This window comes from Streptomyces abyssomicinicus (assembly GCF_008974245.1).
Classification (GTDB): Bacteria; Actinomycetota; Actinomycetes; order Streptomycetales; family Streptomycetaceae; genus Streptomyces; species Streptomyces abyssomicinicus.
Genome location: NZ_BBZI01000011.1, coordinates 328,291 through 342,512, shown reverse-complemented (window position 1 = coordinate 342,512; position 14,222 = coordinate 328,291). Strand labels below are relative to the sequence as shown.

Below are 14,222 nucleotides of genomic sequence, written 5' to 3'. Positions count from 1 at the left end.
GCCCGGTACGCGGGGCGGACCGGGGGTTCCAGCGTACGTCGCGGACGGGGGACGGTGCGGACCCGACGGCGCCACCGCCGCGTGCGGTCAGCTCTGCGGGGTGGCGGGGCGGGGGGCGGGGAGGTCCGCGGTGGTGAGGCGGGTGGGGGCGGTGCCGGTGACGAGGGTGGTGACGGCCTGGTCGATGCCGGGGCCGAGGAACCAGTCACCGGCGTGGTCCAGGGCGTAGACGCGGCCCAGCGCGTCCATGGCGAGGAGGGCACCGCTGGCCGGCTCGGCGCCGACCGGGCACAGCTCGGTCCCCAGCGCCCGGCCGAGGTCGCCCAGCGTGCGGGCCATGTGCAGCCCGTGCATGGGGTCCATCTCGAACTCGGCCGGCGCCACCTGCCGTCCCGGCCCGGACGGCGCCACCCGCAGGCCGCCGAACTCCGCCCACACCTCCACCGCCGCGGTGTGCACCGCGTGCGTGTGCCCGGCGGGCGAGACGTGCTCGCGCAGGGTGTCGGCCCAGACCTCGGCCTGCCGGATGTCCCACCGTCCCGGCTCCCAGCCCGCTGCACGCAGCGCGGCGTCGACGTGGACGGCGAAACGGGTCGAGGATGTTCGCTCGGCTTGCATCAGGAACCTGGAGTCCTTGGGGACGGGAGGGCCGAAGGGCGGCGGACGGCGGTCGAGGTGCGGCGGAGGGCGGTCGGAGCTGCGGAAAGCGGTCGAAGGACGGCGGACGGCGGAGGGCGGAGGGAGGCGGCGGACGGGGGGTGGAGGCGGCGGACAGGAGGCGGCGGACAGGGGGTGGGAGGCTGCGACGCGGTCAGCCCTCGGCGCCCGGGTCGACGACCCGCACCCCGAAGTGGGCGGAGAGGGCCGCGCAGGCCCGGCAGGGCGCGGCGAAGCTGCCGTGCAGCGGATCGCCGTCCTCCCGGATGCGACGGGCGGTCAGTTTGGCCTGTTTCAACGCCTTGCGGGCCTCGCCGGCGGTCATCGGCCGGCGCGTGGCACGCTTGCTCCGCGCCGCGTCCGCGGCGCAGATCTGCCGCGAGATCAGCAGCGTCTCGGCGCACCGGCCGGTGAAGCGGTCGCGCTGGTCGCTGGTGAGGGCGTCGAGGAAGTCCTGCACCAGCGGATGCAGCACGGGCGTCTGGTCACCCCGGGCGGCCGTGCCCGTGAGCGTGTTGCCGCGCACGGACAGCGCGGCGGCCACCGTCGGGAGTATCCCGTCACGGCGGTGCAGGAGCGCCGGAGCCGCGGCGCCGTCCGCGCTGCTCCAGCCGACTCGGGGGTCCTGCGACGGACCGGACGGCGGTTCCGTCCTGGCGGTCTGTGCGGCCTTCATGATCGTTCTCACCTCCCGAGCATCCCCTCGGTGGCCTTAGAGTGCCAAACCCTGTGGCCGACAAGGAAGCCAGGGCCCGTGACACGCCCGACGCGGGGCGCGGCGACCACGGAGTGTTGACGCGAGATCACACATCCGGATGCCGGATCACACATCCGGACGCGCGATGACCACCGCGCGCGGCACCGCATAGTCTGTCGGGAACCGCCACCCACGCGGTGGTCGACAGTATGGGAGAGCGCGGCTTCACCGGCCGCCGGAACGCCGCAGGGGGCAACCGCCATGACAACAGGTGGGCTCGGGCTGGGGGTCTCTCCCGGCCACGGGACCGGAGGACGACCCGCGCCGCCGAACGCTGCCTACGCCGGACAGGTCGTGCACTTTCCCGACCCCGTCCGCGCCGCCCGGCACCCGGCGGGCGTGAGGGTCGACGAACACGGTTACCCGGACTTCTCGCCCTACGCCCGGGCGGCCGCCGAGATCGCCGACCCGCCGGAAGGATTCGGCGTCGACGAGCTGCGGCTGACGGACCACGTCTCCGCCAACGCCGCGCTGGCCGCGACCGGGCACCCGCTGTGGGACACGATCCCGCCGGTGGCCACGCCGCACGGCTGGACCTGGCACCACGTCCCGCGCACGCGGCGCCTGGAGCTGGTCCCGGTCGAGGTGAAGGCGCTGCTGCGGCACCACGGCGGCATCTCCACGACGGCCGTGGAGCACGGCAAGCGCGGCACCCGCCCGCTCCAGGACACCCGGCCCGCGCACTTCCGGCTCCCCAAGAACTCCGTCGCGGTGACCGAGCACCAGGTGCAGGCCGTGGAGGAGGAGCTCGGCTACCAGCTGCCCGGCGCCTACCGCGCGTTCCTGAAGGCGGCCGGTGGCTGCGCCCCCGCGGGCACCGCGCTCGACGCCGAGCTGGGCCTGCTGGTCGACCAGCCGTTCCTCACCGTCCGCGACGAGGCGGCGGTCAACGACCTGGTGTACGTCAACAAGTGCCTGCGCGACCACCTCACCAAGGACTACCTGGGGGTGGCGTTCCTCCAGGGCGGCATCCTCGCGGTGAAGGTCAAGGGCGAGCGGCGCGGCTCGGTGTGGTTCTGCGCCTACGACGACGTGCGCGACGCGGACCCGTCGTGGTCCCCGGCCGAGCGGGTGGAGCGGCTGCTGCTGCCCTGCGGCGAGGACTTCGACGCGTTCCTCGGCCGGCTCGCGGGCAGCCCGCCCGAGCTGGAGACGGTGGCGAATCTGATGGTGGACGGCGGTTTCGCGCGCGCGGTGCCGGTGTCGGGCCGGACAGGGGAGTGAACGGCCGATGGTGACCTTCGCGCAGGCGCAGGAGCGCGGCGAGGAATGGATCAACGGCGACGTGCCCGCGTACCAGCACCGTGAGGTGCGGGTACGCGAGTTCGAGCTGGGCTTCGTGGTGTGGGCCGAGGACCGGGCCGACGGCCCGCGTTCCGACGGCGGCGCGCAGCGGCTGGTGATCGCCCGCGACAGCGGCGAGGCCACGCTGTGGCCGGGGCTGGCGGTGGGCGAGGTCGTCCGCCGCTACGAGGAGCTGTACGGACGCCAGGACGCGACGCCCGCGCCGCAGCCCCCCGCGCCCGCGCGGGTCGACCTGAACCAGACGTCGTTCCTGCTCACCCCGCCGCAGTGGCTCCAGGACGCGGCCGACCGGATGGGCATCCCGGACCAGCGGGACGGTGCCCCGGCCGGCCGCGACGCCACGCCGCCGCCCGCCGCCCCGCCGCCCGCCGTGCCCGCCACGCCGCCGCCCGCCGTGCCGTCGCCCCCTCCCGCGGGGGCCACACCGTGGGAGGGGACCGACACCACGGCCCAGGCCGAGGACGACCGGTCGGTGCCGCTGCCGCACACGGTGTTCGCGCCGCCGGTGGCCGAGGGCCTGGAGAGCCTCCCCGGCGGGGCGGACGCGCCGACCGCGCTCATGCACGGCGGCAGCGCGCTGCCCCCCACCCGGATGACCCCGGTGCCGCCGGAGGCCCAGTCGCCGGCGCCCGCCGCCCAGTCGGCCGCCGCCCAGCCGCCCGCCCCGCAGCCGCCCGCGGCGCACCAGCCGCCGCAGCCGGCCGTACCGCCCCGGCCGCTGCCGGCCAACGCCGGGGACATCGCGGACGCCGCGACCGCCAAGGCCGCGCCGCCGCGCCGTCCCGGCACCGGTGCCACCCCGCCGCCTCCGCCGCCGCCCCCGCCGGGCCCGGCCGCACCCGCGTCGGGAGGCGACTCGCTCGGGTACGTGCCGACCCAGATGGTCTCCTCGCTCGGTCCTCAGGGGCCCGACGCCCCCGGCGGCCCGGACACCCCGGCCCCGCCCGGCGCGCCGGGAACGCCCGGCGGCCCGGGCGGCTCGCAGGGCGGCGGGATGCACCACGCGGTCACCATGCTGGCCGACCCGTCGTCCGGCGGCTCCACGCCTCCGCCGCCCCCGCCCCCGCCGCCCGCCGCACCGGGCGGCGGCACGGCGACGCCCCCACCCCCGCCGCCGGCCGCCCCGGGCGGTGTGCACCACGCGGAGACCATGTTCGCGCCGCCCTCCGGCCCCCCGGTGCAGCCCTCGGCACCCGGCCCGGTGCCCCCTCCGGGCGCCGTGCCGCCGCCCCCGGCGGCGCCGGGCGCGCCCGGCGTGCCGCCCGCGTACGGGTATCCGCAGCAGCCCCAGCAGCCGATGGTCGGCCCGGGCTACCAGGCCGTGCTGCGCTACCGCGCCCCGGACGGCTCCGAGCACCAGCTGATCCGCCGGAGCGCGCCGGGCCTTCCGCACCCGGAGTGGCAGATCTTCCACGAGCTGCGCGCGATGAACGTGCCGCAGAACCAGGTGCTGGAGCTGCACACCGAGCTGGAGTCCTGCTCGCTCCCGGGCGCGTACTGCGCGCGGATGATCCGCGAGCAGTGGCCGCAGGCCCGGATCACCTCCATCGCCCCCTACGGCCAGGACCAGGCGAGCCGGCAGCAGGGCATCGCGCAGCTGCTGGCCCACCAGGGCGAGCTGCACCAGGTCGCGGACGGCCCGGCCCGGCCCGGCCCGGTGCGGGCGCCGCTGCCGCCGGTGCAGCCGCTCCCGCCGGTGCCGCCGGAGGGCGTCGCCCACGAGCTGGCGGCGGTGTTCGGGCCGGGCGTGTTCCGCTTCGACCAGGCGGCGGTGTCCCGGCAGGGCGTGCCGCCGGTGGTCGCCCACACCCTGGTGGTGGCCGGGCTGCCGTTCGACCTGGGCCCGTTCTTCTGGGCGCAGGCCCAGCCGGGACGGCCGGTGCCGACGCTGGCCGAGCTGGCGCAGGAGCGCGGCGTGCAGCCGGCCTCCGACGCCGGGTCGTACCTGGTGATGGGCAGCGACTTCGGCAGGGCGATCTGCGTGCAGTACGGCACCGCGCACATCGTCGCGGTGCCGGTGGAGGCCGGACCGGGCGGGGCCCCGGTGCCGCCGCAGTTCGTGAACACCGGGCTGCCCGAGTTCGCGCGCTGCCTGGCGCTGCTGGGCCGCATGTGGCCGCTGCGGTTCGGGCTCAACCAGGAGCAGGCGGCGCGCTGGACGGTGGACTTCCAGGCCCAGCTCGCCGCGCTCGACCCGGCGGCGCTGGCGTCGCCGGAGAGCTGGTGGTCGGTCCTGCTGGAGCAGTTCTGGGACGGCCTGCTCTGACCGTCCGCAGCGCCTGACGCACGCCCCGGGGGGCGGAGGATCCGCTCCTCCGCCCCCGCGGCGTTTCCGGGCGGGGCCCCCGGGCGGCGCCGGCGCCGCTCTAGCCGGTCCCTCCGTCAGCCGGCCGGCCGCGGGTGGCGATGAGCGACCAGGCGATGGACACGGTGATGGTCACCGCGATGACGCCGAGGGTGAGCGGGATGGGGAGCTTGCCGACGGGGGTCTCGGACAGGATGAGCTTGACTCCCGCGAAGGCCAGGAGGACCGCGAGGCCGTAGTGGAGGTAGGCGAAGCGGCGCAGGAGTCCGGCGAGGCAGAAGTACAGGCTGCGCAGCCCCAGCACGGCGAAGGCGTTGGCGGTCCACACCAGGAAGGTGTTGGTGGTGATGGCCAGGACGGCGGCGACGGAGTCGATGGCGAAGATCAGGTCGGTCGCCTCGACCGCGACCAGGACCACCAGCAGCAGCGTCGCCACCCGCCTGCCGTTCACCCGGACGAGGAACCTGTCGCCGTGGAACGTGGGATCGGTGGGGATGAGTTTCCTGAACAGGCGGACCACGGGGTTGCGGTCGGGGTGGACCTCCTCGTTCTTGGAGACGGCCATCTTCCAGCCGGTCCAGATCAGGAACGCGCCGAACACGTAGGCGGTCCAGAAGAACACCCGCAGCAGTTCGGCGCCGACGAAGATGAACACCAGCCGGGCCGCCAGCGCGCCGAGGACGCCCCAGAAGAGGACCTTGTGGTGGTAGGCGTCGGGGACCGCGAAGAACGAGAAGACCAGCGCGAAGACGAAGACGTTGTCGATCGACAGTGCCTTCTCGATGAGGTAGCCGGCGAAGTAGGTGGACGACACCTCCCCGCCCTGCCACGCCCAGAGGACGAGGCCGAAGCCGAGCCCGATGGCGATCCACAGGCCGCTCCAGAGAGCGGCCTCGCGGAAGCCGATCACGTGGTTGTCGCGGTGGGCGATCAGGTCGACGGCGAGCATCACGCAGATGCCGGCGGTGACGGCGGCCCAGGCCCACGGCGGGACGGTGAACGACAGGTCATTCATCGCGGGAGTTCCTCCAGCAGCGGGAGTCGTGGTCGGAGCGGGGGCACCCGCGGGGCCCTCCGGGCCGGTGGGGCGACCGCGTGGACGCGGCGCCCGCCGCGCGGGGCGGCGGGCGGACGCGGTCCCGCGCGGCGTCGTCGGTGATCACGCCCCGTTCTACGCCGCCCGTGCCGCCCGGTTATCCACGACGGCCCACCGCGCGCGAGGTTTCACGAGCATGGCCCCGCCCGGCACGCCCGGCGGCGACGCGGCCGGCGGGTGGCGCGGCCGACGGGTGGCGCGGCCGACGGGTGGCGCGGCGCGCACGGCGGCCGCGCGCACGGCCACCGCCCGGAGCCGGCCTACCGGGAGTCGACGCCCGCCAGGATGCGCGGCTCCAGCTCCGCGTACCGCCGCTCCTGCTCCCGCACCTCGCGGCGGCCCGAGGTCACCGTCCCCAGCCAGCCGAGGGCGAAGCCCAGCGGGATCGTCACCAGGCCGGTCGTGGTGAACGGGAACCAGTTGAAGTGGTGTTCCGGCAGGGCCGAGTTGGGATAGCCGGAGACCAGGTTGGTGAACGGCGTGAGCAGGAGCACCGCTGCCGAGCCTCCGATCAGGGTCCACAGCACCCCGCGCCGGGTGTACCGCCGCCAGAACAGGCTGTAGACCAGCGCGGGCGCGATCGCCGACGCGCCCAGGCTGATCGACAGCGTCACCAGCGGCTGGAGGTTCCGGTGCTGGACCAGGGTGGCCAGGACGATCGCCGCGACGCCCACCGCGAGCGCGGCCGTCCGCGCCACCGTCACCTCCCGGCGCGCACCCGGCCGCCCCCGCCCGGCGAACACGTCGTGCGCGATCGAGTTGGCGCAGGCCAGGATCATGCCGGCCACCGAGGACAGCAGGGTGAGGAACACCGCCGTGGTCACCGTGGTGAACAGCAGCGCCGCCAGGTACGACTCGTCGGCGCCCAGCGCCGCACGGGAGCCCAGCAGGAAGGTGGTGTTGCCCTGCGGGTCCGCCGCCGCGATCGGGCCCCGCCCGACCAGCGCCACCGCTCCGAACCCGACCACGACGACGATCAGCGAGAACAGCGTCACCGAGGAGACCGCCCAGGACATCGACCGCCGCACCTGCCGCGCGTTCTCCGCGGTGAACATGCGCATGGTGATGTGGGGCAGCACCGCCGCGCCCAGCAGGATCGAGACGTGGATCGACAGCATGTCGAGCCGGGGGAACGGATGACCCGCGAACTCCACGCCGGTGCTCAGGAAGGCGTCGCCGATGCCGCTGCGGGCCGCCGCCGCGTCGAACAGCGCTCCCGGATCGCCGTCGTACCGGGCCAGGAGCACCCCGCAGACCATGACCCCGGAGCCCAGCAGGGCGAAGATCTTGAGGAGCTGGATGAACGCGGTGCCCTTCATCCCGCCGATCGCCGCGTAGCTGATCATCAGCACACCCAGGCCGATCACCATGCCGGTCTCCAGGGCCTCGCTGTCGAAGCCGAGGATGAACGACATGAGCTGTCCGGCCCCGGCGAGCTGCACCAGCATCATCGGGATCAGCGACACGATCGTCACCACGCACGTCGTGATCCGCACGGACCGGGAGGCGGTGCGCCGGGCCAGCACGTCGCCCATGGTGAACTTGCCGGTGTTGCGCAGCGGTTCGGCCAGCAACAGCATCAGCAGCATCATCGACAGCGCGGTGCTGAGCGCCAGCAGCATCCCGTCGTAGCCGAAGAACGCCACCAGTCCGCAGGTGCCGAGCGCGGTGGCCGCGGAGATGTAGTCGCCCGCGATCGCCATGCCGTTGCGGAACGGGGTGAGGACGCCGTAGCCCGTGTAGAACTCCTGGAGGTCGTCCCGGTCGGGCCCGGTCATGACGCAGAGCAGCAGCGTGATCGAGGCGACGGCGCAGAAGGCGACCAGGGACATCGAGTGGGCGGAGAAGTCGTTCACGATGCCTCCCCCCGCGGTGCCCGGACGCGGTCCACCAGGGGGTCGACCCGTCGGCGCGCGGTGTGCTCGTGGGCGAACAGGGCGAGCATGGTCAACGGGAGCTGGAGCAGGGCGAGCAGCAGTCCCAGGCTGAGGCCGCCACCGGGCCGGGCGTCCGCCAGCGACGGGGCGAACACCGTCAGCAGGACGTACAGCGCGAAGAAGCCCAGCAGGGTGAGGCCGGCGACGCGCCGCTGCCCGCGGTAGGCGGCGCGCAGCGGCTCCAGGTCGACGGCGTGCCGCCGGGGCGCCGGCTGCGCGTCGAACGGGTGGAACACCTCGTCGTGCGCCGGGAGCTGCCCACCCGGCCCGGGGAACCGGGCCCCGGGCGGGGGGAACTGCCCGCCGGGCGGGGGAAAGTACTCGCCGTACGCGGGGACATGCCCGCCGGGCAGGGGGAAGTGCTCACCGGGCGGGGCGACACGGCGGCCCGGGGACGGTGACGGGGACGGCGACGGCGACGGGGGCGGAGGGGGGGGTGGTGGTGGTGCCTGGTACGACGGATACGGGTCGTAGGACATCCCGTGCTCCTTGCGAGGCTCAGGACCCCTGGGAAGGGGCCGCAGGGAGAGGGGGGTGGACGAGCCCACGCAAGCTACCGACGCGCCCGCCGCCGTCGCAGTGGTTTCACCCGGCGGACGCCCGGTGGGGACCGGAACGGTGCGGGCTCACTCCCCGGGAGCCTCCGCACTGGTCGCCGGCACAGGGAAGCGCCGCGGCGCCAGGGTCAGCAGCACCACGAACGCCACCACCGCCGCCACGGCGGCGCCCAGGTACACGGCCTGCGTGGCCGCCGCGAGGGCCCGGCCCGTCGCCTCCGGCACCCCCGCACCCGTGTCGAGCGCCCGGGTCACCGCGTCCAGGTCGCCACCGCCCAGCCGTGACGCGAGCACGCCGTTGGCCACCGCGCCGAACAGCGAGGCCCCCACGGTCTGCCCCGTCTGCCGGCAGAACAGCACCGACGCCGTCGTCGTGCCCCGCTCCGACCAGCCCACCGTCGACTGCACGCCCACCAGCAGCGGCGCCGAGAACAGCCCGAGTCCCGCCCCCACCACCGCCATCAGCAACACCGGCTGCCACACCGACCCCGGGTAGGGCAGCAGCTGGAACGCGCCGAGCGCCGGCGCCGTCACCCCGATCCCGACCAGCCCCGTGTCGCGGAAGCCGATCCTGCGGTACAGGTGCTGGCTGAGCGCCGCCGACACCGGCCAGGTCAACGTCCACACCGACATCACGAACCCGGCCGCCACCGGCTCCAGGCCGAGCACGCCCTGCGCGTACGTCGGCAGGAACACCGTCGGCGCCACCATCAGCAGGCCCATCGCCCCCAGCGACAGGTTGACCGCCGCGATCGTGCGGCGCCGCCACACCCAGCCCGGGATCACCGGATCCGCGGCCCGCCGCTCGATCACCACCACCAGCGCCGCGAGCACCAGCCCCGCCCCGAACAGCAGCAGCGACGGCGCCGAGAGCCACGGCCACGCCACCCCGCCCTGCACCAGCGCCGTCAGCACCGTCCCGGCACAGGCGAAGATCGCCAGCGCTCCCGCCCAGTCGACCGGCGGCCGCGGCGCGGCGCCGGCCGCCGCCTTCCGCGGTTCCCGCAGATGGCGCACGATCATCCACAGCGCCAGCGCGCCGACCGGCAGGTTGACGAGGAAGATCCACCGCCACCCGGCGTACGCCGCCAGCAGCCCTCCGACGCCCGGCCCGGCGACCGCCGACATCGCCCACACCGTCGACAGCCGCGCCTGGATCCTCGGCCGCTCCCGCAGCGGGAACAGATCCGCCGCCAGCGTCTGCACGGTGCCCTGCAACGCGCCGCCGCCGAGCCCCTGGACCACGCGGAAGGCGATCAGCGAGCCCATGTCCCAGGCCAGCCCGCTCAGCAGCGACCCCAGCAGGAAGAGCACCGCCCCCGCGATCAGGACCGGCTTGCGGCCGAAGGTGTCGGACAGCTTGCCGTACACCGGAAGGGTGACGGTGACCGCCAGCAGGTAGCCCGAGAACAGCCAGGAGAAGTACGCGAAGCCCCCCAGGTCCCCCACGATCTGCGGGACGGCCGTGGCGACCACGGTCGAGTCCAGCGCCACCAGCGCCATGGCCAGCATCAGCGCCGCCACCACCGGGCCCCGCCGCGTGGCGGCGGCCGTCGCCGTCCCGGCGTCCGCCGCGCGAAGCCCCGTCCTGGCCACCAGAATCCCTTCCCCATACATCTGTCCGCCGGGGTACAGCTTGGCACCACGACCGGCCCGCGCGGCAGGGCGTACCGAACCCCGAGAAGCCTCCTCCCTGAGGCCAACTCCCCCTAGGGGAACCGCCGTAGGCGCCGTCCGGGGTGCCTCCACCCGCCGGACGACGCGGCCGTCGGCTCCCGCTCCCTAGCCTGTTCACACGCCCAGGGGGGAGGCGGACGGCACCAGCGGCGGTGGGGTTTACCCCCCGCCGACAACTGCACCGTGCACCATCGCGCCCCGCCCCTCGGCCGAGAAGACTCGATGCGTCGGCACGGCACGGCGCGGCGCCCGGCGGGGGAGGTCACCGCACCCGTGCGCACCGCGGCACACCGCACGCCGTGCCGGCGCGCCCACGCACCCGGGCGCACGCTCCGCCGCACACCGCACCACCCGTCCTGCACCGGCCACGGTCCGGACGTTCCACGCACCGTTCACCGAACACCGTTCACCTGAAAAGGAGAAGCACCGTGACTTCGGCTGTGACCATCCCCAAGTCCGGGGGTACCGGGAGGACATCGGCCGTCGCCGCGCGGGCGCGGCAGGTCGTCAAGGCCTACGGCTCCGGAGAGACCCGCGTCGTCGCCCTCGACAGCATCGACATCGACCTGATGCGCGGCGAGTTCACCGCCATCATGGGTCCCTCCGGCTCCGGCAAGTCGACCCTGATGCACTGCCTCGCCGGACTCGACACCGTCACCTCCGGCCAGATCTTCCTCGACGACACCGAGGTGACCGGCCTCAAGGACAAGAAGCTCACCCAGCTCCGCCGCGACCAGGTCGGATTCGTCTTCCAGGCGTTCAACCTCGTCCCCACCCTCAACGCCCTGGAGAACATCACCCTCCCCCTCGACATCGCTGGCCGGAAGCCGGACCAGGCGTGGCTGGACCAGGTCGTCGAGACCGTCGGCCTCTCCGGCCGCCTCAAGCACCGCCCCGCCCAGCTCTCCGGCGGCCAGCAGCAGCGCGTCGCCGTCGCCCGCGCCCTCGCGTCCCGGCCGCAGATCATCTTCGGCGACGAGCCGACCGGAAACCTCGACTCCCGGGCCGGCGCCGAGATCCTCGGCTTCCTGCGCCGCTCCGTCGACGACTTCGGCCAGACCATCGTCATGGTCACCCACGACCCGGTCGCCGCCTCCTACGCCGACCGCGTCGTCTACCTCGCCGACGGCCGCATCGTCGACGAGATGCGCACCCCCACCGCCGAAGCCGTCCTGGACCGGATGCTGCGCTTCTCCGGGGGACACTCCCAGACCCCCTCCTCCGGCACCCGGGGGCGCACCTCATGAGCACCACCCGCAACGCCGTCCGCGGCTTCCTCGCCCACAAGGGACGGATGGCGCTCTCCGGCATCGCCGTCCTGCTCTCCGTGGCCTTCGTCTGCGGAACCCTGGTGTTCACCGACACGATGAACACCACCTTCGACAAGCTCTTCGCCACCACCTCCGCCGACGTCACCGTCAGCCCCGAGGGCGCCGACGCCGAGAACGCCTCCAGCACCGGCAAACCACCCGTGCTGCCCGCCGCCGTCGTCGCGGACATCGAGCGCGCCGAAGGCGTCGCCTCCGCCGAGGGCGCGGTCTTCTCCACCAACGTCACCGTCGTCGACGCCGACAAGGAGAGCCTCTCCCCCACCAGCGGCGCGCCCACCATCGTCGGCAACTGGACGGACTTCGACGCCCGCACCATGGAGATCGCCGACGGGGCGGCGCCCCGCGGCTCCGGCCAGGTGATGGTCGACGCCGACACCGCCGACAAGCACGGCCTCGCCCTCGGCGACACCGTCTCCGTCATCAACGTCAACGGCACCCACACGGCGGAGATCAGCGGCGTCGCCGCCTTCACCGTCACCAACCCCGGCGCCGCGGTCTTCTACTTCGACACGCCCACCGCCCAGCAGACCCTGATCGGCGAGAAGGACGTCTTCACCGACGTCTACGTGACGGCCGCCGACGGCCACACCGACGAGCAGGTGAAGAAGTCCGTCACCGCCGCCCTCGCCGGCACCGCGGCGGCGGGCGGCGGCTACAAGATCCTCACCGCCGACGAGTTCGGCGACGCGGCCTCCGCCGACTTCGCCGGGGTCCTCGACGTCATGAAGTACGCGATGCTCGGCTTCGCCCTGCTGGCCGCGATGGTCGGCGTCTTCCTCATCTTCAACACCTTCTCGATGCTCGTCACCCAGCGCACCCGGGAGATCGGCCTGATGCGCGCCGTCGGCTCGTCCCGGAAGCAGGTGAACCAGACCGTGCTCGCCGAAGCCCTGATCCTCGGCGTCGTCGGATCAGCCCTCGGCGTGGGCGCCGGTATCGGCCTCGCCGTCCTGCTCATGGAAGCCATGGGCGCCATGGGCATGAACCTCTCCACCGACGACCTCACCATCGCCTGGACCACGCCCGTCGCGGGCGTCGTGCTCGGCGTCGTGGTCACCCTGGTCGCCGCCTACCTGCCCGCCCGACGCGCCTCCAAGGTTTCCCCGATGGCCGCGCTGCGCGACCCCGGCATGCCCGCCGACACCCGCGCCGGACGCATCCGGCTCGCCGTCGGCACCGTCCTCACCCTCGCCGGGGCCGCCGCGCTCTACGCCACCACCCGCGCCGACGCCGCCGGGACCGGCTCCCAGTGGCTCGGCCTGGGCATCGTCACCACGCTCGTCGGGTTCATCGTCGTCGGACCCGTCCTCGCCTCCGGGGTCGTCCGGGTCCTGGGGCTGCTCGTGCTACGGCTCTTCGGGCCCGTCGGACGCATGGCGGAGCGCAACGCGCTGCGCAACCCGCGCCGGACCGGCGCGACCGGGGCCGCCCTGATGATCGGGCTGGCGCTGGTCGCCTGCCTCTCCGTCGTCGGCTCCTCCATGGTGGCCTCCGCCACCGACCAGCTCGACAAGACCGTCGGCACCGACTTCATCATCCAGTCGCCCGGCGGCCAGCTGATCACCCCGCAGGCCGTCGACGCCGTCCGCGACGCCGAGGGCGTCGACCGGGTCACCGAGTACAAGCTGCTCCCCGACGCCACGCTCACCATGCCCGACGGCCGCGTCGCGGAGAAGGAGTGGCTCAACGCCGCCGACCCGTCGTACGCGCAGGACCTGCGGACCGACACCGAGGCCGGCGACCTCGCCGACGCCTACCGGCCCGACTCCATGTCCGTCTTCGGCGACTTCGCCGAGAAGTACGGCCTCACCATCGGCTCCGAGGTGAAGGTCGGCTTCCCCGGCGGCGAGACCGGCACCCTGACCGTCCGCGCCATCACCAGCGACGAGGTCACCGTCGACAAGGGCGCCCTCTACCTCTCCATCGACACCGCGGCGAAGTACATCCCGGCGGAGAAGATGCCGCTGGACGCCATGGTCTTCGCCGGCGCCGAGGACGGCCAGGAGGACGCGGCGTACACCGCCGTCAAGGCCGCCCTCGACGACTACCCGCAGTACCAGGTCATGGACCAGACCGACTACAAGGAGGCGCTCCAGGACCAGATCGGACAGATGCTCAACATCGTCTACGCGCTGCTCGCGCTCGCGGTGATCGTCGCCGTCCTCGGGGTGGTCAACACGCTCGCCCTGTCGGTCGTCGAGCGCACCCGGGAGATCGGCCTGATGCGGGCCATCGGGCTCTCCCGGCGGCAGCTGCGGCGGATGATCCGGCTGGAGTCCGTGGTCATCGCGCTCTTCGGCGCGCTGCTGGGGCTCGGCCTGGGCATGGGCTGGGGCACGGCCGCGCAGCAGCTCCTCGCGCTGGAGGGGCTCACGGTGCTGGAGGTGCCGTGGCCGACGATCCTCGGCGTCTTCGCCGGGTCGGCGGTGGTGGGCCTGCTCGCCGCCCTCGCCCCCGCCTACCGCGCCGGCCGTATGAACGTCCTCGGCGCCATCGCCACGGAGTGACCCCTCCCGCCGCCTCCACCAGGCCCCGCCCGGACCCGGGCGGGGCCTGTCCGCACACGAGGTGCGCCCCGGGCCCCTTCCGCCCCCGCACGA

General features: G+C 74.2%; 10 protein-coding genes. 4 read left to right on the top strand and 6 right to left on the bottom strand.

The genetic code is table 11. The annotated features are described in order from the left end of the window. Positions 1-87: 87 nt before the first annotated feature. Together GBN72_RS26835 and GBN72_RS26830 are read right to left on the bottom strand one after the other, a co-directional pair. Positions 88-618, bottom strand: a complete 531-nt coding sequence (locus GBN72_RS26835) for an SUKH-3 domain-containing protein (protein WP_151774476.1) — start codon at positions 616-618, stop codon at positions 88-90. 193 nt (positions 619-811) lie between these two features. Beyond that, on the bottom strand, positions 812-1,333 hold the full coding sequence (locus GBN72_RS26830; RefSeq protein ID WP_151774602.1) for a YwqJ-related putative deaminase: 522 nt from the start codon (positions 1,331-1,333) through the stop codon (positions 812-814). A gap of 282 nt (positions 1,334-1,615) precedes the next feature. Between GBN72_RS26830 and GBN72_RS26825 the strand changes: the two genes are divergently transcribed. Beyond that, positions 1,616-2,638 carry an HNH endonuclease gene (locus tag GBN72_RS26825; protein WP_151774475.1) on the top strand — a complete coding sequence of 341 codons (1,023 nt, stop codon included), beginning with the start codon at positions 1,616-1,618 and terminating at the stop codon, positions 2,636-2,638. Between the two features lie 7 nt (positions 2,639-2,645). Then, a complete protein-coding gene (locus GBN72_RS26820; RefSeq protein ID WP_151774474.1) occupies positions 2,646-4,985 on the top strand; it encodes an SUKH-4 family immunity protein in 2,340 nt (779 codons plus the stop codon). Positions 4,986-5,085: 100 nt separating this feature from the next. Here GBN72_RS26820 and GBN72_RS26815 read toward each other — a convergent pair whose 3' ends face one another. From GBN72_RS26815 to GBN72_RS26800, 4 genes are all read right to left on the bottom strand, one after another. After that, positions 5,086-6,039: a TerC family protein gene (locus GBN72_RS26815; protein WP_246212932.1), complete on the bottom strand. Its 954-nt coding sequence runs from the start codon at positions 6,037-6,039 to the stop codon at positions 5,086-5,088. Between the two features lie 341 nt (positions 6,040-6,380). Continuing rightward, the gene (locus tag GBN72_RS26810; protein ID WP_174887215.1) at positions 6,381-7,952 is read right to left on the bottom strand and encodes a sodium/solute symporter; all 1,572 of its coding nucleotides are present in this window, start codon (positions 7,950-7,952) and stop codon (positions 6,381-6,383) included. Positions 7,953-7,972: 20 nt separating this feature from the next. Then, complete coding sequence (locus GBN72_RS26805) at positions 7,973-8,536, bottom strand: DUF485 domain-containing protein (protein WP_176604110.1); 564 nt, start codon at positions 8,534-8,536, stop codon at positions 7,973-7,975. A 147-nt stretch (positions 8,537-8,683) separates the two neighbouring features. Further along, the gene (locus tag GBN72_RS26800) at positions 8,684-10,231 is read right to left on the bottom strand and encodes an MFS transporter (protein WP_151774472.1); all 1,548 of its coding nucleotides are present in this window, start codon (positions 10,229-10,231) and stop codon (positions 8,684-8,686) included. A gap of 488 nt (positions 10,232-10,719) precedes the next feature. Here GBN72_RS26800 and GBN72_RS26795 point away from each other — a divergent pair, with 488 nt between their 5' ends. Together GBN72_RS26795 and GBN72_RS26790 are read left to right on the top strand one after the other, a co-directional pair. Continuing rightward, positions 10,720-11,538, top strand: a complete 819-nt coding sequence (locus GBN72_RS26795; RefSeq protein WP_151774471.1) for an ABC transporter ATP-binding protein — start codon at positions 10,720-10,722, stop codon at positions 11,536-11,538. After that, positions 11,535-14,129 carry an ABC transporter permease gene (locus GBN72_RS26790; protein WP_151774470.1) on the top strand — a complete coding sequence of 865 codons (2,595 nt, stop codon included), beginning with the start codon at positions 11,535-11,537 and terminating at the stop codon, positions 14,127-14,129. Before GBN72_RS26795 ends, GBN72_RS26790 begins: the two co-directional genes overlap by 4 nt. The last annotated feature ends 93 nt before the right edge of the window (positions 14,130-14,222 follow it).

Bases quoted from the DNA above. Each gene is read 5' to 3' on its own strand.
- GBN72_RS26835 (WP_151774476.1), bottom strand. From the start codon at position 618: ATGCAAGCCGAGCGAACATCCTCGACCCGTTTCGCCGTCCACGTCGAC.
- GBN72_RS26800 (WP_151774472.1), bottom strand. From the start codon at position 10,231: ATGTATGGGGAAGGGATTCTGGTGGCCAGGACGGGGCTTCGCGCGGCG.
- GBN72_RS26805 (WP_176604110.1), bottom strand. From the start codon at position 8,536: ATGTCCTACGACCCGTATCCGTCGTACCAGGCACCACCACCACCCCCC.
- GBN72_RS26825 (WP_151774475.1), top strand. From the start codon at position 1,616: ATGACAACAGGTGGGCTCGGGCTGGGGGTCTCTCCCGGCCACGGGACC.
- GBN72_RS26820 (WP_151774474.1), top strand. From the start codon at position 2,646: ATGGTGACCTTCGCGCAGGCGCAGGAGCGCGGCGAGGAATGGATCAAC.
- GBN72_RS26815 (WP_246212932.1), bottom strand. From the start codon at position 6,039: ATGAATGACCTGTCGTTCACCGTCCCGCCGTGGGCCTGGGCCGCCGTC.
- GBN72_RS26830 (WP_151774602.1), bottom strand. From the start codon at position 1,333: ATGAAGGCCGCACAGACCGCCAGGACGGAACCGCCGTCCGGTCCGTCG.
- GBN72_RS26790 (WP_151774470.1), top strand. From the start codon at position 11,535: ATGAGCACCACCCGCAACGCCGTCCGCGGCTTCCTCGCCCACAAGGGA.
- GBN72_RS26810 (WP_174887215.1), bottom strand. From the start codon at position 7,952: ATGTCCCTGGTCGCCTTCTGCGCCGTCGCCTCGATCACGCTGCTGCTC.